At 60.7% G+C, this 18,354-nt stretch carries 19 protein-coding genes and 1 riboswitch; of the genes, 12 read left to right on the forward strand and 7 right to left on the reverse strand.

What is annotated here, in order from left to right; translation table 11 throughout:
- Positions 1–20 precede the first annotated feature (20 nt).
- Positions 21–749 (forward strand): dienelactone hydrolase family protein, encoded by a 729-nt coding sequence (locus AC1RL4_RS25280; RefSeq protein ID WP_230174789.1) that lies wholly within the window; start codon positions 21–23, stop codon positions 747–749.
- A gap of 109 nt (positions 750–858) precedes the next feature.
- Here the strand turns inward: AC1RL4_RS25280 and AC1RL4_RS25285 are convergent, their stop codons facing one another.
- From AC1RL4_RS25285 to purM, 5 genes are all read right to left on the reverse strand, one after another.
- On the reverse strand, positions 859–1,719 hold the full coding sequence (locus AC1RL4_RS25285) for a pirin family protein (RefSeq protein ID WP_019579629.1): 861 nt from the start codon (positions 1,717–1,719) through the stop codon (positions 859–861).
- Positions 1,720–1,780: 61 nt separating this feature from the next.
- Positions 1,781–2,197 carry an OsmC family protein gene (locus tag AC1RL4_RS25290; protein ID WP_007936063.1) on the reverse strand — a complete coding sequence of 139 codons (417 nt, stop codon included), beginning with the start codon at positions 2,195–2,197 and terminating at the stop codon, positions 1,781–1,783.
- A gap of 196 nt (positions 2,198–2,393) precedes the next feature.
- Entirely contained in the window at positions 2,394–3,107 is a 714-nt protein-coding gene (locus tag AC1RL4_RS25295; RefSeq protein ID WP_019579630.1) for a DUF3108 domain-containing protein, read from the reverse strand.
- A gap of 8 nt (positions 3,108–3,115) precedes the next feature.
- Positions 3,116–3,766, reverse strand: a complete 651-nt coding sequence (gene purN / locus AC1RL4_RS25300; RefSeq protein ID WP_018925121.1) for a phosphoribosylglycinamide formyltransferase — start codon at positions 3,764–3,766, stop codon at positions 3,116–3,118.
- Positions 3,766–4,824, reverse strand: coding sequence for a phosphoribosylformylglycinamidine cyclo-ligase (purM, locus tag AC1RL4_RS25305; protein ID WP_019579631.1), 1,059 nt, complete (start codon positions 4,822–4,824; stop codon positions 3,766–3,768). The genes purN and purM overlap by 1 nt, the downstream gene beginning before the upstream one ends.
- Positions 4,825–5,208: 384 nt before the next feature.
- Between purM and AC1RL4_RS25310 the strand changes: the two genes are divergently transcribed.
- The 5 genes from AC1RL4_RS25310 (at position 5,209) to AC1RL4_RS25330 (ending at position 9,852) form a co-directional block, all read left to right on the forward strand.
- Entirely contained in the window at positions 5,209–6,258 is a 1,050-nt protein-coding gene (locus tag AC1RL4_RS25310; RefSeq protein ID WP_230174788.1) for a DUF2066 domain-containing protein, read from the forward strand.
- Positions 6,259–6,290: 32 nt separating this feature from the next.
- On the forward strand, positions 6,291–7,364 hold the full coding sequence (locus AC1RL4_RS25315) for an AI-2E family transporter (RefSeq protein ID WP_019579633.1): 1,074 nt from the start codon (positions 6,291–6,293) through the stop codon (positions 7,362–7,364).
- Between the two features lie 230 nt (positions 7,365–7,594).
- Positions 7,595–8,299, forward strand: coding sequence for a DnaA regulatory inactivator Hda (gene hda / locus AC1RL4_RS25320; RefSeq protein ID WP_007936072.1), 705 nt, complete (start codon positions 7,595–7,597; stop codon positions 8,297–8,299).
- Positions 8,300–8,513: 214 nt separating this feature from the next.
- A complete protein-coding gene (locus tag AC1RL4_RS25325; RefSeq protein WP_019579634.1) occupies positions 8,514–9,149 on the forward strand; it encodes a C40 family peptidase in 636 nt (211 codons plus the stop codon).
- Positions 9,150–9,315: 166 nt separating this feature from the next.
- Positions 9,316–9,852: a C40 family peptidase gene (locus tag AC1RL4_RS25330; protein WP_019579635.1), complete on the forward strand. Its 537-nt coding sequence runs from the start codon at positions 9,316–9,318 to the stop codon at positions 9,850–9,852.
- A 128-nt stretch (positions 9,853–9,980) separates the two neighbouring features.
- Here AC1RL4_RS25330 and AC1RL4_RS25335 read toward each other — a convergent pair whose 3' ends face one another.
- Positions 9,981–11,294 (reverse strand): PQQ-dependent sugar dehydrogenase, encoded by a 1,314-nt coding sequence (locus tag AC1RL4_RS25335; protein WP_028940024.1) that lies wholly within the window; start codon positions 11,292–11,294, stop codon positions 9,981–9,983.
- 68 nt (positions 11,295–11,362) lie between these two features.
- Entirely contained in the window at positions 11,363–11,947 is a 585-nt protein-coding gene (locus AC1RL4_RS25340) for a hypothetical protein (RefSeq protein WP_019579637.1), read from the reverse strand.
- 154 nt (positions 11,948–12,101) lie between these two features.
- Positions 12,102–12,335, forward strand: a riboswitch (cobalamin riboswitch).
- A gap of 81 nt (positions 12,336–12,416) precedes the next feature.
- Here AC1RL4_RS25340 and cobO point away from each other — a divergent pair.
- Genes cobO through AC1RL4_RS25370 form a run of 6 tightly spaced genes read left to right on the forward strand, consistent with a single transcriptional unit; the run spans position 12,417 to position 18,335 of the window.
- Positions 12,417–13,028 carry a cob(I)yrinic acid a,c-diamide adenosyltransferase gene (cobO, locus tag AC1RL4_RS25345; protein WP_007936078.1) on the forward strand — a complete coding sequence of 204 codons (612 nt, stop codon included), beginning with the start codon at positions 12,417–12,419 and terminating at the stop codon, positions 13,026–13,028.
- Positions 13,025–14,350 (forward strand): cobyrinic acid a,c-diamide synthase CobB, encoded by a 1,326-nt coding sequence (locus tag AC1RL4_RS25350; protein ID WP_230174786.1) that lies wholly within the window; start codon positions 13,025–13,027, stop codon positions 14,348–14,350. The genes cobO and AC1RL4_RS25350 overlap by 4 nt, the downstream gene beginning before the upstream one ends.
- Positions 14,347–14,997, forward strand: coding sequence for a 5,6-dimethylbenzimidazole synthase (bluB, locus tag AC1RL4_RS25355; protein ID WP_019579639.1), 651 nt, complete (start codon positions 14,347–14,349; stop codon positions 14,995–14,997). The genes AC1RL4_RS25350 and bluB overlap by 4 nt, the downstream gene beginning before the upstream one ends.
- Positions 14,994–15,902: an adenosylcobinamide-phosphate synthase CbiB gene (gene cbiB / locus AC1RL4_RS25360; protein WP_018925130.1), complete on the forward strand. Its 909-nt coding sequence runs from the start codon at positions 14,994–14,996 to the stop codon at positions 15,900–15,902. Before bluB ends, cbiB begins: the two co-directional genes overlap by 4 nt.
- The gene (gene cobD / locus AC1RL4_RS25365; protein WP_019579641.1) at positions 15,895–16,887 is read left to right on the forward strand and encodes a threonine-phosphate decarboxylase CobD; all 993 of its coding nucleotides are present in this window, start codon (positions 15,895–15,897) and stop codon (positions 16,885–16,887) included. Before cbiB ends, cobD begins: the two co-directional genes overlap by 8 nt.
- Positions 16,884–18,335: a cobyric acid synthase gene (locus AC1RL4_RS25370; protein ID WP_230174784.1), complete on the forward strand. Its 1,452-nt coding sequence runs from the start codon at positions 16,884–16,886 to the stop codon at positions 18,333–18,335. The genes cobD and AC1RL4_RS25370 overlap by 4 nt, the downstream gene beginning before the upstream one ends.
- Positions 18,336–18,354: the final 19 nt, after the last annotated feature.

Genomic DNA, 18,354 nt, shown 5'->3' on the forward strand with positions numbered 1-18,354 from the left:
TTTTTTACTGGGAGTCAGTCATGAGCCAAATCACTGTTCGATCCGTCGCCTATCAGATCGACGGCCAATCGTATGAAAGCCGTCTGGCCTTCGATGCCGACCATAAAGGCCCGCGTCCGGGTCTGTTGATGGCGCCGAACTGGATGGGCGTCAGCTTTGGCGCCGAGGAGATTGCCAAATCGGTGGCATCCAAGGGTTATGTGGTGCTGATCGCGGATCTGTACGGGCAATCGGTTCGTCCGCAGAACGGCGACGAGGCAGGAGCGGCGATGATGCCGCTGAAGAATGATCGCGCCTTGCTGCGCAAACGCATGCAGGCAGCTTTCGAACAACTGCAAGGGCAGGGCGAGGCGGCGGTTGATACCTCGAAACTGGCGACTTTTGGTTTCTGCTTCGGTGGTTGCTGCGCGCTGGAACTGGCGCGTAGTGGTGCTCCGGTGAAGGCTGCGGTGTCATTCCACGGCACGCTGGATACGCCGAACGTGAACGATGCGAAAAACATCAAGGGTTCGGTGCTGGTGCTGCATGGCGCTGCCGATCCATTGGTGCCGAAAGAGCAGCTGCCAGCGTTTGAAGCTGAGATGAATGCCGCCGGTGTGGATTGGCAATTGCTAAGCTATGGCGGCGCGGTGCATTCGTTCACCGACCCGCACGCCAACGTGCCGGGTATGATGATGTATGACGCGAAAACAGCGGCTCGCGCGTTCACGTCGATGCATAACTTGCTGGATGAAGTGTTCAAGGGCTGATTGCCCCTCAGATCAAAAGATCGCAGCCTCGTTTCACTCGACAGCTCCTACAGGGGGCGCGTACCTCTGTAGGAGCTGCCGAAGGCTGCGATCTTTTGATGTTTACGCGCTACGGCAACTCAATCCGCTCACTTTCCCCCGGCACCGTCGGCCAATCCCCGGCCGCCCAGCGCCGACGTGCTTCATCAATCAATGCCGGGTCACTGGCCACGAAGTTCCAGTTGATCCGTCGTGGCCCGTCCAGTGGCGCTCCGCCAAACAGCACGGCATGGCAGTCACTCTCGGCGAACAGCGTCATCTCTTCCCCGGCCGGCAGCACCACTAGCGTGTAGGGCTCCAGCAACTCGCCATCAAGCTGCGCCTCGCCACTTAACACATACAACGCCCGTTCTTCATGCTCGGTGGGAATCAGCAGCGTGGTCGCCGTTTGCAGGTTCAATTCGGCATACAGCGTAGGCGAAAGCACCGGGACCGGTGATTCAAGGCAAAAGCCCTTCCCGGCGATCATTCGTATCTTCACGCCAAGGTTTTCGCTGACGGGCAGCGTGGCTGCTGGATGGTGGCTGTAGTGTCCTGGACCGTGCTCACGGTCCTTGGGCGAAGCCAGCCAGATCTGTAAGCCGTGCATCGTACCGCCACTGTTCTTCAATGCTTCGGGCGTGCGTTCGACGTGGGCAATCGCACTGCCGGCGGTCATCCAGCTGACATCGCCGGCATTCACCACCTGATCGGAACCGAGGCTGTCCTTGTGCTGGATTTGCCCTTCAAACAGGTAGGTGAGGGTGGACAGCCCGATGTGCGGATGCTGACGGATGTTCATGCCTTTGCCCGGTGGATAACGGGTTTCGAGCATGTGGTCGAAAAACACGAAGGGCCCGACGTTGCGGCATTTGGCTGACGGCAAAGGGCGAAGGATCGGCTGGCCCTCGACATCTTCGGCGCGGGGGCGGATCACGAGCGGAGTGTTCATGGTGCATTCCAGGCTGAGCGGGTGACGCAGGGAGCATAACCCGCTTGCGCAGCCGTTGCCGCTATTGGCTAAAGGCGCCTTCGGACAGATGAGTCTCGATACTGACTTCAGAGGTGGTCATCAGCTTGTGTACCGGGCAGCGGTCGGCCACGCGGTGCAGCTCGTCGCGCTGGGCATCGGTGAGTACGCCCTTGAGCGTGAGTTTGACGTGCAGGGCATATTTGCCTTTCTGCTCTTCACTGTTGTCGCGCTTGACCTCGACCCCGACGCCGGTCAGTGGAATGCCCTTCTTCTTCGCATACAGTTTCAGGGTCAGGGCCTTGCAGGCGCCGAGGGCCGCGTCGAAATAGTCATGGGGCTCAGGTGCGGTGCCTTCACCACCACTGGACTTGGGGACATCGGCAAACAGTTCATGGTCATCGATCTGGACGCTGTGACGAAAACCTTCGGCGGAGACAGTATTGACGGTAACAGTCATGGGAAACCTCGCAGGGATCAGGAAAAGTCATTCGATCAAAAAAGACCCTGAATTTATAGAGCATTCCTTCACGTTCGCGTTCCTATTTCTTGCCGGACGATTTGGCCACAGCTCAAAGTTGTCATTGTCCTGTCCCCCCGCTTAACGCCAGACGAAAAAAAGCCCCGCGTTTGCGGGGCTTTCATGTCGGTCCGGATCAGCTGCCTTTGACCGTCTTGCCGTTGACCGTACCGTCGAGGAGCATGATGTTGTACTCCTTGCCGTCGGTTTCGACCTGTTGCAGACGGACCAGCAGGTAATCCCAATCCTTGGCGAACCACAGCACGGTGATGCGCTTGCTTTGTGTCGGATCGCGCACGCGCTCGACCTTGATCGCATCGATCTGGCCAGCCTTGGTGTCGACTTTCTCCGAACCCAGCACGCGGAAGTCATAGGTATCGACTTCGCCGGCATCGACGACCTGATAGCTCATGCTTTTCTTGCCGGCGGCCACGTCATGCTGCAGCGCCAGTTGATAGGTGGACTTGTCGACCATGCCGCGGTTGAGCGGGAGCTTGACGGCGTCACCGCGATCGGTGCCGGTGACCATCTTGTTGGTCCAGTCGAAATCCAGATCAGCCTTCTTGGCTTTGCCCAGGCCACCGCGTTCGAAGTGGTAGGACTGCGGCAGCAGCGTGTCCTTGTCCAGGGTCAGGGTGCTTTCTTCAGTCAGGCTGGCGATCATCATCGAGGCCTTGAAGCTGAGCTTCCAGGCGCCATTGGCTTGCTTGGTCAGGCTGCGCTCGGCGGTACCGCTCATGGGCAGCTGTTTCCAATCGGCGGTGTAGCTGGCGGAGAAGGGTTGAAGGTCTGCGGCCTGCGCAAACGGCAGGGCGAGCAGAGCGCAAGCGAAGAGCAGGGCACGACGCATAAAATCTCCTAGGTTCGAATCAAGTGGCCGCTGGCCGCGAGTAACTGTCCGTCCAGTAAAGCACCTTGTTCGCCGAGTGATAAACGGCCTTCGGCAAACCAGCGTACGGCCATCGGGTAGATCAGGTGTTCCTGGGTGTGGACTCGCTGCGCCAGACTCTGCGGCGAATCGTGCAACTCTACCGGTATTACTGCCTGTACGACCAGTGGTCCGCCATCGAGTTCCTCGGTGACGAAGTGCACGGAGCAGCCGTGTTCCGTATCGCCGGCCTCCAGCGCGCGCTGATGAGTGTGTAACCCTTTGTATTTGGGCAGCAGCGAGGGATGGATATTGAGCAGGCGACCCTGGTAATGGCGCACGAAGTCAGCGCTGAGAATGCGCATGAAGCCGGCCAGTACCACGAGTTTGGGGTTGAAGGCGTCGATCAGTTCGATCAGCGCGGCATCGAAGGCCTCGCGGCCCTCGAAAGCCTTGTGATCCAGGGTGCGGGTGTCGATACCCGCGTCCCTGGCGCGTTGCAGGCCGTAGGCGTCGGCGCGGTTGGAAATCACCGCAGCAATGCGGGCCGGGCTGTCGCCGGTCCGCGTGCTGTCGATCAAGGCCTGCAAGTTACTGCCGGTGCCGGACAGCAGCACCACCACATCACAGGTCTGGGACATTAATGAGCCTTGAGGTTCTTCAGTTCGACCTGAGCCGCGCCTTCGGCAGCGGTGGCGATCTGACCGATGACCCATGGCTGCTCGCCAGCTTCACGCAGGACGTTCAGCGCGGTTTCAACGTGCTCCTGGCTAACGCAGATGACCATGCCGACGCCGCAGTTCAGCACGCGGTGCATTTCTGTTTCGTCGACGTTGCCTTTCTCTTGCAGCCAGTCGAACACCGCCGGGCGGGTCCAGCTCGCGACGTCAACCACCGCTTGAGCGCCTTTTGGCAGCACGCGCGGGATGTTGTCCAGCAGGCCGCCACCGGTGATGTGGGCCATGGCTTTGACGGCGCCGGTGTCCTTGATCAGCTTGAGCAGCGGCTTCACGTAGATACGGGTCGGAGCCATCAGCAGGTCGGTCAGCGGTTTGCCGTCGAGCTGGATATTCTCGATGTCGGAACCCGACACTTCGATGATCTTGCGGATCAGCGAGTAGCCGTTGGAGTGCGGGCCGGAAGACGGCAGGGCGAGCAGGGCATCGCCGGCAGCGACTTTCGAACCGTCGATGATTTCGGATTTTTCCACGACGCCGACGCAGAAGCCGGCCAGGTCGTAGTCTTCACCTTCATACATGCCAGGCATTTCAGCGGTTTCGCCGCCGACCAGGGAGCAGCCGGACAGTTCACAGCCGGCGCCGATGCCGGTTACAACCTGAGCAGCGGTGTCGACGTTCAGTTTGCCAGTGGCGTAGTAGTCGAGGAAGAACAGCGGCTCAGCGCCGCAGACCACCAGGTCGTTCACGCACATGGCCACCAGGTCGATGCCGATGCTGTCGTGCTTGTTCAGGTTCAGCGCCAGGCGCAGCTTGGTGCCGACGCCGTCAGTGCCCGATACCAGCACCGGTTGTTTGTAACCGGCCGGGATTTCGCAGAGGGCGCCGAAACCGCCCAGGCCGCCCATGACTTCCGGGCGCGCAGTGCGCTTGGCGACGCTCTTGATGCGTTCGACCAATGCTTCACCGGCGTCGATGTCTACACCGGCGTCCTTGTAGCTCAGGGAGGGTTGCTTGCTCATGATCCAGGCCTTTAGGGGGGATTCAGGGGTAACGACCGAGTTCAGCGGGCCTGTCGAAATTGATGAGGCAATTGCCTCACGCGCTATTTCGACACCACCCGGCTGTAGCCGGTCTGCGAAGGCGCGCGATTTTATCAGGCTTGAGGGGCAGCGGCCATCCTCGTGCCGACGGGCAGGGGCATATCGCGTTAAAAAAACTGATATTGCCCGTGTTGGCGGCGTCCCACATGGCTGTATAAGGTACGACGTTAACCGTCTATCGTTATGACAGTGCGAAAACTTACCGTGATCGTGTGAATGTTTTGCTTGGGCCTGTGGTCACAGCCCTGGCTCAATCGTCTTCATGCGGTCTGTTCCAGCCGCTCTTGTCGTCAGGAATCTTTCATGCGTTTTCTTAAATTCTTGTTCGTGGGCTGTTTATCCGTGGTCAGCCTGGCCAGCCATGCCGAAACCGTCAAAGGCCTCTATCAAGTGCGCCAACCGGTCACCGGCCAGACACCGGAGGAGCGCGACCAGGCGACTCAGCAGGCGCTGGAAACGCTGGTGTTGCGCTTGACCGGCGATCCCAAGGCGGCGCAAAGCCCAGGCCTTGCGGCCGTGCGCAAAGACCCTCAGCAGATCATCAGTCAGTTCGGCTACGACGCCGGGCCGCCGCAAGTGCTGAAAGTCGATTTCGATCCGGCCACCACCGAGCAGGCCTTGCGTCGTGCCGGGCTGGCCGTGTGGGGGGCCAATCGGCCGTCGATCCTCGGCTGGTGGTTGAACGATTCCACCGAAGGTTCGAGCCTGGTCGGCGATGGTCAGGCCAGTGCTGCGCCTTTGCGTCGGGCGGCTCAGCACCGTGGCCTGCCGCTACGTTTGCCGCTGGCTGACCTGAATGAACAGATCGTCGCCACGGCACCGAATCTGGAAGGTGCCGACCCTGCGCCACTGCGCAGTGCCTCCGATCGTTACAATGCCGATGCCTTGCTGGCGGTGCATGCCCGTGAAGAAGGGGGACAATGGCAAGCCAAGTGGCGACTGTGGCTGGGCGATCAGAAAGAGGCCGGTAGCGTGCAGGGCGCCGATACCGCCGCCGTGGCCGATGCGGTGATGCTGGCGGTCAGCGAGCGTCTGGCGTCGCGTTTCGTCGCCAAGCCAGGTGCATCGGGCGAGCAATTGTTGGAAGTGCAGGGCATGAATCTGGAGCGTTATGCGACGCTTGGGCGTTTGTTGGAGCCTTTTGGCGCGCGTCTGCAAAGTGTCGATGGCGACCGCGTGCTTTATCGCGTCAACGGCAGCGCCGATCAGCTGCGAGCTCAGTTGTCCCTGGCGCAATTGCAGGAAGTTCCGGCCAGTCAGGCGCCGGCACCTGTTCAACCCGTGACTGCGGGTTCGGCGCCGGCCGCAGCGCCAGCGCCTGCCCCGACGCCGCAGTTGCATTTCCGTTGGTGAGTTTTTTCTTTATATAGAAGCAGGAGTGGTACATGGCCGATACGCGGCGTTGGTTCTGGCTCGGTGGGGTGGCCCTGCTTTGCGCGTTTGTTTACCTGTTGCATCCGATCCTGACGCCGTTTCTGGTGGCGCTGTTGCTGGCCTATCTGTTCGATCCGCTGGTGGATCGGCTGGAGACGTTCGGTCTGTCGCGGACCTGGGGCGTGGTGGCAGTGTTTGCGTTGTTCACGTTGATCCTCACCACGCTGTTGTTGGTGTTGGTGCCGATGCTCGCCAAGCAGCTGTTTCGCTTGTATGAACTGGCGCCGCAGATGCTCGACTGGTTGCAGCACACCGCGTTGCCGTGGGCGCAATCGAAGTTGGGTTTGTCAGAGGGCTTCTGGAAGTTCGATAAGCTCAAGGCGGCGATCAGCGAGCACATGGGCCAGACCACCGACATTGTCGGCGTGGTGCTGAGTCAGGCGACGGCTTCAGGCCTTGCGCTGATCGGCTGGCTGGCCAATCTGGTGCTGATCCCGGTGGTGAGTTTTTATCTTCTGCGCGACTGGGACCTGATGATGGCCAAGATCCGCAGTTTGCTGCCGCGTGATCGTGAAGAGCGTGTCATGTCCCTGGCTGGGGAATGCCATGAAGTGCTTGGGGCGTTTGTGCGCGGGCAGTTGCTGGTGATGCTGGCGCTGGGTGTGATCTACGCCGCTGGCTTGATGATCGTCGGGCTGGAACTGGGGTTGTTGATCGGTCTGATTGCCGGCCTGGCGGCGATCGTGCCGTACATGGGGTTTGTCATCGGAATTGGCGCGGCGTTGATTGCCGGCCTGTTCCAGTTCGGTGGCGATCTGTATCCCATGATCGGTATCGTTGCGGTGTTCATGGTCGGCCAGGCGCTGGAAGGCATGGTTCTGACGCCGTTGCTGGTGGGTGACCGGATCGGCCTGCACCCGGTGGCGGTGATCTTTGCGATTCTGGCCGGCGGCGAGCTGTTCGGTTTTACCGGTGTGCTGCTGGCATTGCCGGTGGCGGCGGTGATCATGGTCCTGGTGCGCCATGTGCATGATTTGTATAAAGATTCGGATATATATGGCGGCGTCGATGACCCTGAGCTGTAAGGCTTCTTGATCGCTCGTCGCGGGCAGCCCGGTTTCACGCCGGGTTTGCCCGTATCCCTCGCGCGGCTGTCACATGCACCGCCAAAGAAACTGTCATAAAACCAGCATGTTAACGCAAACCTTTGATTTTGCTTGTGGTCTGTCGCATTGTGCCGTCAGCTTCACGGGTATAAACTTCGCAAACTTTACACAGAGGCCACTAACGGTTCCTTTGGAACTGTTCAGTCAGCATGAAACCGATTCAGCTGCCCCTAGGTGTGCGTCTGCGTGATGACGCCACCTTTATCAATTACTACCCAGGCGCCAATGCCGCTGCACTCGGCTATGTCGAGCGGCTGTGCGAAGCCGACGCCGGCTGGACGGAAAGCCTGATTTACCTCTGGGGCAAGCACGGGGTAGGGCGCACGCATTTGTTGCAGGCGGCTTGCCTGCGTTTCGAGCAGATGGGTGAACCGGCGGTGTATCTGCCGCTGGCCGAGTTGATGGACCGTGGCATCGAAATCCTCGACAACCTCGAACAATACGAACTGGTTTGCCTGGACGATTTGCAGGCGGTCGCCGGCAAGGCGGATTGGGAAGAGGCGTTGTTCCATCTGTTCAATCGTCTGCGTGACAGCGGTCGACGTCTGCTGATCGCTGCCTCGACATCCCCGCGCGAACTACCGGTGAAGCTGGCGGACCTCAAGTCGCGGCTGACACTGGCACTCATCTTCCAGATGCGTCCACTCTCTGACGAAGACAAGTTGCGTGCCTTGCAGTTGCGCGCTTCCCGTCGTGGCCTGCACCTGACTGACGAAGTCGGGCATTTTATTTTGACTCGCGGTACTCGCAGCATGAGTGCGCTTTTCGAGCTGCTTGAACGCCTCGATCAGGCCTCCCTTCAAGCTCAGCGCAAGCTGACAATCCCGTTCCTGAAAGAGACGTTGGGCTGGTAAAAGCCAGGTTTTTCGGGGGTTTCGGCATATTTAAGGCGCCAGAAAATCCGCTTTCCTGCAGGGTCGCAGGCTGCGCTAACGTCTAGAACGGGCTTAAGCGCTTAGATGGAAACGAGAAACCGATAAGTCACATAAAGATCGATTGAATTTGCAAATGAGATCGATAGCGGGCATAGTCTCGGCTTCTTTACAACTATCAGCCACGGTCGTGCCCATGCTAAATCGCTTCGCACCCCTCGTGCCTCTCGCACTCGTCACCCTGTTGTTCGGTTGCGCTGCTCACTCTCCAGTGTCCCAGCAAGAGCCACAGCATCAGGTTTCAAATTCAGTTACCGCACAGTCTTCTTCCGTTCTTTTCCAGGAAGAGCTGGCAACCAATAAAGAACTGGCAGACTTCGCCGGCGGCAAGTCGTACCAGCTTCCGGTTCTGGCTGACAGCATCCTCGAGCGTGGCATGTCCCTGATCGGTACCCGTTACCGTTTCGGCGGCACCTCCGAGGCAGGCTTCGACTGCAGCGGTTTCATCGGTTATCTGTTTCGTGAAGAGGCTGGCATGAACCTGCCGCGCTCCACTCGCGAAATGATCAACGTTGACGCTCCGCTGGTGGCTCGCAGCGCCCTCAAGCCGGGTGATCTGCTGTTCTTCGCCACCAATGGCCGTCGCGGTCGTGTCAGTCACGCCGGGATCTATGTGGGTGACAACCAGTTCATCCACTCCAGCAGCCGCAAAAGCGGTGGTGTCCGGGTCGATAGCCTGGGCGACAGCTACTGGAGCAAGACCTTCATCGAAGCCAAGCGTGCACTCGCAATGGCGCCGGCTGCAGCGCCTATCGTCACTGCGCGCAAATAAGCGGACAGTTTACAAGGCGAACTTAAAGTCTTACTTGAAGTTTGCCGCGTAGCCGCTAGAATCCTGATCTATTATTGATGGCAAACCGCCTGCGTTCTGCGCAGGCGGTTTTCTTTTCTGTCTTTGTGGCAGAAAAAAGCCGCAGCCAGATCAGGATGTTCTGTTTATGACGATGTCGGCCCGCCTCGCACTCATGTTCTTCGCAGCGCTGCTCAGCGCCTGCGCCAGCCGCACACCGCCTCCTGCGCCGGTGGTTCGCGCACCGATTGTTTTCGGTTCTCCCCAAGCCTTTTCCCCTGCGGCAGAAGACGTGCTGTTTCGCGCGCTCGGTCTGGTGGGGACGCCTTATCGTTGGGGTGGCAACACGCCGGATTCCGGGTTCGATTGCAGCGGTTTGATCGGTTACGTCTATCGTGATGTCGCAGGCATTTCCTTGCCGCGGTCCACACGCGAAATGATCGGCATGCAGGCTCCGAACGTCGGCAAGGAAGGCCTGCAAACCGGCGACCTGATTTTCTTCGCCACCAATGGTGGCTCTCAGGTCAGCCATGCCGGGATCTATGTCGGCGAAGGGCGCTTCGTCCATGCACCGGCCACGGGCGGCACGGTGAAACTGGACAGCTTGTCCAAGGCTTATTGGCAGAAGGCTTATCTGAGCGCCAAGCGCGTCTTGCAACCTGAACACTTGGCACATAATCCCTAGGGGTTTGTCATGATCGCTCTGGCGGAGTTGTAGGAGCGAGGCTTGCCCGCGAAGGCGGCAGCACAGTCAACATTGATGTCGACTGACACACCGCTTTCGCGGGCAAGCCTCGCTCCTACGGACAGACTTTACTTGGCCGCGGAAACGCGCCACACCTTGTTCCCCACATCATCCGCCACCAGCAAGCCGCCCTGCTGATCGATCACCACGCCCACCGGCCGACCCATGGCTTTTCCCTCGTCGTTGAGGAAGCCGGTAAGCACATCCAGCGGCTGCCCGCTCGGTTTGCCGGCGCTGAACGGCACGAAAATCACTTTGTAGCCGCTGTGCGGTTTGCGGTTCCACGAGCCATGCTGGCCGATGAAGGCGCCTTGGGTGAACGGAGCGGGCAACTTGCTGCCTTCGGCGAATGTCAGGCCCAGCGATGCGGTATGGGGCCCCACTGCGTAGTCCGGTGCAATGGCCTTGGCGACCAGATCAGGGTTTTGTGGCTCGACGCGAACATCGACATGTTGCCCGTAATAGCTGTAAGGCCAGCCATAGAACCCGCCGTCCTTCACTGACGTGATGTAGTCCGGCACCAGGTCGCTGCCGATTTCGTCACGCTCGTTGACTGCGGTCCACAGAGCACCGCTTTGCGGCTCCCAGGCCAGGCCGTTCGGGTTACGAATCCCCGAGGCGAAGATTCGATGGTTGCCGGTGGCGCGATCCACTTCCCAGATCGCCGCGCGACCTTCCTCCTGATCCATGCCGTTTTCGCCGACGTTGCTGTTCGAACCCACGGTGACGTACAGCTTGCTGCCGTCCTTGCTGGCGATGACATTTTTGGTCCAGTGGTGATTTCGCGTTCCGCCCGGCAAATCGACCACTTTGATTGGCTGTGACTTGATTGCTGTCTCGCCGTTTTCATAGTGAAAACGCAGCAAGCGGTCGGTGTCGGCGACATACAGGTCTTTGCCAACCAGGGTCATGCCGAAAGGCGAGTTGAGGTTTTCCAGGAACACCGTGCGGGTTTCGGCGACGCCGTCGTGGTCCTTGTCCCGCAGCAGAGTGATGCGGTTCGGGCTGGGGACGCCGGCTCCGGCGCGGCCCATGACTTTGCCCATGATCCAGCCGCGAATGCCATTGCTGTCATCGGATTTGGACGGCGCGTTGGTTTCGGCCACCAGTACGTCGCCGTTGGGCAGCACGTAGAGCCAGCGTGGGTGTTCGAGGCCTTCGGCAAACGCTACTACTTGAGTGCCTGCGGCGGCGACGGGTTTTTTACCCTGAGGCCAGCCGATCGCCGGGGCGATGTTCACCGTCGGGATCAGGGTTTTGTTCGGTTCCGGCAGCTTGGGCGACGGTCCGGTGCCGTCCGAGACTTGCAGGCTGGAGGTTTCACCACAGGCGGCGAGCCCCCCGGCGAGCGCGATGATGAAAATGAGCTGGGGTTTGCGCATTACTGATCTTCCCTATGAATGCATTGACGTAATCATAGAGAAGCGTAAACACCCGATGGTTCAACCGGTCAGCCGCGGGCCTCCTTGAACAGCACGGCGATCCCCGGATGGTAGTTTCCGGCTTCATTGCGCAATTTGCGGTAGGCGTAAGGGAAATACCAGGCCACGGCGCAGGTGTGTTCCTTTTGCAGGTCGTCGAGCATGTCCTGGAGTTCTTCTGGGGTAGCGCTGTGCTGGGCTTTTTGTGGGGCGACAAACAGGCAGCCGAGTTTCAGGTCGCTGGCGTAGCTGATGCGCTTCGCGTCGCTGGTGATGTCCGCCAGTGCCTGGGTCAGGTTCAAGCTATTGACCCGTGGCCAGCGCTGGGTGGCCTGCAGGTAAGCGCGTTCTTCGCTGGTAGCGATAAACAGATCGGCGCGGGCGTTGCGTTCGCCTTCTTCGGTCTGTTTGCGCGACGGTGTTTGCTGCAGCGTGACCATTTCCGCCATCCAGGCTGCGGCAGAGAGCAGGCCGAGGTTGGCGTTTTCGTCGTACCAGTAAGGCGTATCGTTATCTCCGCGCACGGCGTTGTAGCGGTCGATACAGTCAAACCAGCGTTCCAGCACCGGGCGCAGGAATTCCAGCTTCGGATTGCTGATGATCATGCCTTGCATGTGGCTCACCCTTGTTATTGTGTTATGAGGTTGTGGCTCTTTGATATCACTGCTGGCAGTGTGGCACAAGATTGGCGTCAGATAATTGATCGGCGGCAGTTATTCGCCGGAAGGCGTCCCGTCTTTAATTGACGCTCCACCCCCAACCCTCTAACCTTCGCGGCTTGTTTCAGGTGCTCTGTGGCCTTGGTCGACAGAGTGAAACAGGGAAGCCGGTGAGTGGATTTCTTCCAGCGAAGAATGATCACGATCCCGGCGCTGCCCCCGCAACGGTAAATGAGTGAAGACTGTGCCTTGAGCCACTGTGTCGACTGTCGACATGGGAAGGCGCGCAGTTGGCCCCGCGCCGCTCATGAGCCCGGAGACCGGCCTGATCCATTCAGCGGCATCACGGTGGGCGATGCCAGGCTTCTTGCCGTCTATTCTTGTGCCTGCCCGCCGTTATCCAGCCTCAACGGAGAGCTCCCCCATGACTGATACCCCTGATCGTGACGAACGCCATCTGGCGCGCATGCTGCGCAAAAAAGCCGTGATCGACGAACGCATCGCCAATTCGCCGAATGAATGCGGCCTGCTGCTGGTGCTGAGCGGCAACGGTAAAGGCAAAAGCAGTTCGGCGTTCGGCATGCTGGCGCGCTCCATGGGCCACGGCATGCAATGCGGCGTGGTGCAGTTCATCAAGGGGCGCAGCAGCACCGGCGAGGAATTGTTCTTCCGGCGCTTTCCGGAGCAGGTGCGTTTTCATGTGATGGGCGAGGGCTTCACCTGGGAAACCCAGGACCGCCAGCGTGACATCGCCGCCGCCGAAGCTGCGTGGGCGGTGTCCCGCGAACTGTTGAGCGATCCGTCGATTGGCCTGGTGGTACTCGATGAATTGAACATCGCCCTCAAGCACGGCTACCTCGATCTCGATCAGGTGCTCAGCGACTTGCAGGCCCGTCCGCCGATGCAGCATGTGGTGGTCACTGGCCGTGGCGCCAAACCGGAGATGATCGAACTGGCTGACACCGTCACCGAAATGGGCATGATCAAGCACGCTTTCCAGGCCGGGATCAAAGCGCAAAAAGGCGTCGAGTTGTGAATCAACCACGTCAATGCCCGGCGGTACTGATTGCCGCGCCGGCCTCCGGTCAGGGCAAGACCACCGTCACCGCCGCGCTCGCCCGTTTGCATCGCAATCAGGGGCGCAAGGTGCGCGTGTTCAAATGCGGCCCGGACTTTCTCGACCCGATGATTCTCGAGCGCGCCAGCGGTGCGCCGGTTTATCAACTGGACATGTGGATGGTCGGCGAGCAGGAAAGTCGTCGCCTGTTGTGGGAAGCCGCTGGCGAAGCCGATCTGATCCTCATCGAAGGCGTCATGGGGCTGTTCGACGGTACACCGTCCAGTGCCGACCTGGCGCGGCATTTTGGTGTGCCGGTGCTCGGCGTGATTGACGGCACCGCGATGGCGCAGACCTTTGGCGCACTGGCCCTGGGGCTTGCGCGCTATCAGCCGGATTTGCCGTTTGCCGGTGTGTTGGCCAACCGGGTTGGCACCCTGCGTCATGCGCAATTGCTCGAAGGCAGTCTGACAGAAGGCTTGCGTTGGTACGGCGCGTTGTCCCGGGAGACCGGCATCGAATTGCCGAGTCGGCACCTCGGTCTGGTACAGGCCAGCGAATTGAATGATCTCGATCTGCGCCTCGATGCAGCCGCCGCCTCGCTGGCCAGCAGTTGCGATGTGGCGTTGCCGCCGGCCGTGGAATTCGCCGCACCTGAAGTGATCGCCGCCGAACCGTTGCTGGCCGGTGTGCGGATTGCCGTGGCCCGGGACGAAGCCTTCGCGTTTACCTACGGCGCGAGCCTGGATCTGCTGCGGGCCATGGGCGCCGAGTTGTCTTTCTTCTCGCCGATCCGCGACCGCGAGTTGCCGGCGGCAGACAGCCTTTATCTGCCGGGCGGTTACCCTGAATTGCACCATGTGGCGTTGTCACAAAACACGCCAATGCTGACCGCCATTCGCGATCACCACGCGGCGGGCAAACCGTTGCTGGCCGAGTGTGGCGGCATGTTGTACCTGCTGGACTCGTTGACCGATGTCGAGGGTACTCGCGCTGAACTGGTTGGCTTGCTGGCCGGTGATGCGGTGATGCAGAAGCGTTTGGCGGCGTTGGCTTTGCAGGCGGTGGAACTGCCTGAAGGTTTGCTGCGTGGACACACTTATCACCACTCGCTGACCAGCACCGAGCTTGAGCCGATTGCGCGTGGCCTGAGCCCCAATGGCGGGCGAGGGGCGGAGGCGGTTTATCGTGAGGGGCGGATGACGGCCTCTTATGTGCACTTTTATTTTCCGTCCAACCCGGCGGCGATTGCTGCGTTGTTGGCGCCCGATCGTGAAGCCGCCATCGCGAGCAGGCCATGACAGAAAACGCCTTTTCCGAAGCCGAGCGCGATGCGGTCTACCGAGCCATCGGCGAACGCCGTGACATGCGCCACTTCAGTGGCGGTACAGTCGAGCCCGAGTTACTGAGGCGCCTGCTCGAAGCCGCGCACCAGGCGCCGAGCGTCGGCCTGATGCAGCCCTGGCGGTTCATCCGCATCAGCGACCGAGCGCTGCGCGGCAAGATCCAGCAACTGGTGGAGGAAGAACGCGTCCGCACCGCCGAAGCCCTCGGCGAGCGCTCCGACGAATTCATGAAGCTCAAGGTCGAAGGCATCCAAGACTGCGCCGAAGTGCTGGTCGCCGCGCTGATGGACGATCGCGAGCGGTATATCTTCGGCCGTCGTACGTTGCCGGAAATGGACATGGCCTCGCTGTCCTGTGCCATCCAGAACCTTTGGCTGGCGTCCCGCGCCGAAGGCCTGGGCATGGGCTGGGTGTCGCTGTTCGATCCGCAAGCCCTGGCAGACTTACTGGGTTTACCGGTCGGGGCCAAGCCCTTGGCTGTTCTTTGCCTGGGGCCGGTCAAGGAATTCTATCCAGCGCCGATGCTGGTACTCGAAGGCTGGGCGCAAGCGCGTCCGCTCAACGAGTTGCTGTATGAAAATTATTGGGGAGTGAGTCAATGAGTGTGGCGTTGTTGAGTGTCGCCGCGGTCGCGCTGGATGCGCTGCTGGGTGAACCCAAGCGCTGGCATCCGCTGGTGGCGTTCGGTCGTTTTGCCGATCGCATCGAACAACGTTTCAACTCCGCTGGCCGCGGCTGGCGCAGTCACGGGGTGACGGCTTGGGTGATGGCGGTCGTGCCGCTGACCTTGCTGGTCACCGCGCTGTCCTGGGCACCTTACGTTGGCTGGATCGTCGAGATTCTCGCGCTCTATTGCGCGCTTGGCATGCGCAGCCTCGGCGAGCATGTCGAGCCGGTGGCCAAGGCCCTGCGCAGCGATGATCTGGTTGAGGCGCGCACACGTGTCGGTTATCTGGTCAGCCGCCAGACCAGCGAACTGGACAAAACCGAAGTCGCCCGCGCCGCCACCGAATCGGTGTTGGAGAACGGCAGCGATGCAGTGTTCGCCGCGCTGTTCTGGTTTGCTGTGGCGGGTGCGCCCGGTGTGGTGCTCTATCGTCTGAGCAACACCCTGGATGCGATGTGGGGTTATCGCAATGAGCGCTTCGAGCGTTTCGGCTGGGCTGCAGCAAAGATCGACGATGTCCTCAACTACATTCCTGCACGCCTGGTGGCGTTGACCTACGCACTGTTGGGCAAAACCCGACTGGCGCTGAAATGCTGGCGCACCCAGGGGCCGACCTGGGATAGCCCGAATGCCGGGCCGGTGATGGCGGCTGGTGCCGGTGCGTTGGGTGTCGAGTTGGGCGGAGCGGCGATTTATCACGGCGAACTGCATCAGCGTCCGCAGTTGGGCGAAGGCGTGCCGGCGGATGCCGATTCCATCGACCGTGGCTGGCAATTGGTCCAGCGCGGGGTATGGTTATGGCTGCTGATTCTCTGCGTGGGGGCTGAATTCTATGCTTGAACACGGTGGCCGGTTGCGCAAGGCAGCACTTGAATACGGTATCGCCGAAGCCGATTGGCTCGACCTGTCCAGTGGACTTGCGCCCTGGCCATTCCCGGTCCCGGACATCCCGCTGCGGGCCTGGGCACGTCTGCCGGAAACCGATGACGGTCTGGAGCAAGCCGCCTGTGACTATTACGGTGCGGCCCAGGTGTTGCCAGTGGCCGGTTCGCAAATGGCGATTCAGTTGCTGCCGCGTTTGCGCCGGGCCGGCAAGGTCGGTGTGCTGTCACCGTGTTACGCCGAGCACGCCGAAGCCTGGCGTCGCAACGGTTATGTCGTGCGTGAAGTCCTGGAGTCGGAAGTCGATTTCTTTCTCGACAACCTCGACGTGCTGGTGGTGGTCAATCCGAACAATCCCACAGGCCTGAGCCTGACCCCGGCCCGCCTGCTGGATTGGCATGCGCGGCTGGCCCAGCGCGGTGGCTGGCTGGTGGTGGACGAGGCGTTCATGGACAACACACCGCATTTGAGTCTGGCACCGTTCACCAACCAGATCGGCTTGATCGTGCTGCGTTCCTTCGGCAAGTTTTTCGGCCTGGCCGGTGTGCGGCTAGGGTTTGTGCTGGCCGAGCGCAAGTTGCTCAAACTGTTGGCCGAGCAGGTCGGGCCCTGGGCGGTCAGTGGGCCGACCCGCGTACTGGGCCAGGCTTGCCTGACGGATACGCACGGGCACACCCGACAGCGCATTCGCACTGACGAAGCTGGCGAGCGTCTGGCGTTGCTGCTTGAGCAGTATGGTTTCAAGCCACAGGGCGGTTGCGCGTTGTTCCAGTGGTTGATCACCGAGCGCGCCGAAGCGCTGCATGAATTCATGGCCCGGCGCGGCATTCTGCTGCGGTTGTTCACCCACAACAGCAGCCTGCGTTTTGGTTTACCTGCGGATGAAGCGGACTGGTCGCGCCTCGAACAAGCCCTGCAAATCTATGCCAAGGAAAACCCATGACAACGTTGATGGTGCAAGGCACCACATCCGACGCCGGTAAAAGCACACTGGTGACGGCACTGTGTCGCTGGGTCACGCGCCAAGGCGTGAGGGTGGTGCCGTTCAAGCCGCAGAACATGGCCCTCAACAGTGCGGTGACCGCCGACGGTGGCGAGATCGGTCGCGCTCAGGCGGTGCAGGCCCAGGCTTCAAACCTTGAACCGCACACCGACATGAACCCGGTGCTGCTTAAACCCAACAGTGATACCGGCGCCCAAGTGATCATCCATGGTCGCGCCGTCACCACCATGAATGCCGTGGCCTATCACGACTACAAAGCCATCGCCATGCAGGCGGTGCTGGCCTCCCATGAACGGCTGAGCGCGGCGTATTCGCTGGTGATGGTTGAAGGGGCGGGCTCGCCGGCCGAGATCAACCTGCGCGCCGGCGACATCGCCAACATGGGGTTTGCCGAGGCGGTGGACTGCCCGGTGGTGCTGATTGCCGACATCAATCGCGGCGGAGTTTTCGCGCATTTGGTCGGTACGCTGGAGCTGCTGTCGCCGAGCGAACAGGCGCGGGTCAAAGGCTTCATCATCAACCGGTTTCGCGGCGACATCGCCTTGCTGCAACCGGGGCTGGACTGGCTGGAAGCGCGCACCGGCAAACCAGTGATCGGCGTGTTGCCTTATGTGATGGACCTGCACCTTGAGGCCGAGGACGGCCTCGATCAGCGTCAAGCCGACAAGGCCGATCAAGTGCTCAACGTGGTGGTGCCGGTACTGCCGCGCATCAGCAACCACACCGATTTCGATCCACTGCGCCTGCATCCGCAAGTGGACCTGCAATTCATCGGCCCCGGCCAGGCGATTCCATCGGCCGACCTGATAATTCTCCCTGGCTCGAAAAGCGTGCGCAGCGACCTCGCGTACCTGCGGAGCAATGGCTGGGACTCGGCGATCGCGCGGCACTTGCGCTACGGCGGCAAAGTGCTGGGAATCTGCGGCGGCCTGCAAATGCTCGGCGAGCAGGTGCATGACCCGCTGGGCCTTGAAGGCGCGCCGGGTTCCAGTGCCGGTTTGGGTTTGCTGGCGTTCGAAACGCAGCTCGAAGCAGAGAAGCAGTTGCGCAACGTGCGTGGGCGTCTGGCTCTGGAAGATGCGCAGGTCAGCGGCTATGAAATTCATGCCGGCGTGACCACCGGGTCGGCGCTGGAAAACGCTGCCGTGCAGCTGGACGATGGTCGCTGCGATGGTGCGCAAAGTGCCGATGGGCAGATTTTCGGTACGTACCTGCATGGCCTGTTCGAATCACCGGCGGCGTGCAGTGCACTATTGCGCTGGGCTGGTTTGCAGGAGGTGCAGGAGGTGGATTACCACGGGTTGCGCGAGCGCGATATCGAGCGGTTGGCGGATCTGGTGGAGAAGCATCTGGATACCTCGCTGTTGCGTGAGCTCTGCGGTTTTTGAGGTGGCTGCACTGGCCTCA

This window comes from Pseudomonas sp. GW822-FHT07A10 (assembly GCF_058798795.1).

Coding starts and splice junctions, on each gene's coding strand:
- cobO (WP_007936078.1), top strand. CDS start 12,417: ATGACTGATACCCCTGATCGTGACGAACGCCATCTGGCGCGCATGCTG.
- AC1RL4_RS25330 (WP_019579635.1), top strand. CDS start 9,316: ATGACGATGTCGGCCCGCCTCGCACTCATGTTCTTCGCAGCGCTGCTC.
- AC1RL4_RS25290 (WP_007936063.1), bottom strand. CDS start 2,197: ATGACTGTTACCGTCAATACTGTCTCCGCCGAAGGTTTTCGTCACAGC.
- cbiB (WP_018925130.1), top strand. CDS start 14,994: ATGAGTGTGGCGTTGTTGAGTGTCGCCGCGGTCGCGCTGGATGCGCTG.
- AC1RL4_RS25285 (WP_019579629.1), bottom strand. CDS start 1,719: ATGAACACTCCGCTCGTGATCCGCCCCCGCGCCGAAGATGTCGAGGGC.
- AC1RL4_RS25325 (WP_019579634.1), top strand. CDS start 8,514: ATGCTAAATCGCTTCGCACCCCTCGTGCCTCTCGCACTCGTCACCCTG.
- hda (WP_007936072.1), top strand. CDS start 7,595: ATGAAACCGATTCAGCTGCCCCTAGGTGTGCGTCTGCGTGATGACGCC.
- cobD (WP_019579641.1), top strand. CDS start 15,895: ATGCTTGAACACGGTGGCCGGTTGCGCAAGGCAGCACTTGAATACGGT.
- bluB (WP_019579639.1), top strand. CDS start 14,347: ATGACAGAAAACGCCTTTTCCGAAGCCGAGCGCGATGCGGTCTACCGA.
- AC1RL4_RS25370 (WP_230174784.1), top strand. CDS start 16,884: ATGACAACGTTGATGGTGCAAGGCACCACATCCGACGCCGGTAAAAGC.
- AC1RL4_RS25340 (WP_019579637.1), bottom strand. CDS start 11,947: ATGCAAGGCATGATCATCAGCAATCCGAAGCTGGAATTCCTGCGCCCG.
- AC1RL4_RS25280 (WP_230174789.1), top strand. CDS start 21: ATGAGCCAAATCACTGTTCGATCCGTCGCCTATCAGATCGACGGCCAA.
- AC1RL4_RS25315 (WP_019579633.1), top strand. CDS start 6,291: ATGGCCGATACGCGGCGTTGGTTCTGGCTCGGTGGGGTGGCCCTGCTT.
- purN (WP_018925121.1), bottom strand. CDS start 3,766: ATGTCCCAGACCTGTGATGTGGTGGTGCTGCTGTCCGGCACCGGCAGT.
- AC1RL4_RS25295 (WP_019579630.1), bottom strand. CDS start 3,107: ATGCGTCGTGCCCTGCTCTTCGCTTGCGCTCTGCTCGCCCTGCCGTTT.
- purM (WP_019579631.1), bottom strand. CDS start 4,824: ATGAGCAAGCAACCCTCCCTGAGCTACAAGGACGCCGGTGTAGACATC.
- AC1RL4_RS25310 (WP_230174788.1), top strand. CDS start 5,209: ATGCGTTTTCTTAAATTCTTGTTCGTGGGCTGTTTATCCGTGGTCAGC.
- AC1RL4_RS25335 (WP_028940024.1), bottom strand. CDS start 11,294: ATGCGCAAACCCCAGCTCATTTTCATCATCGCGCTCGCCGGGGGGCTC.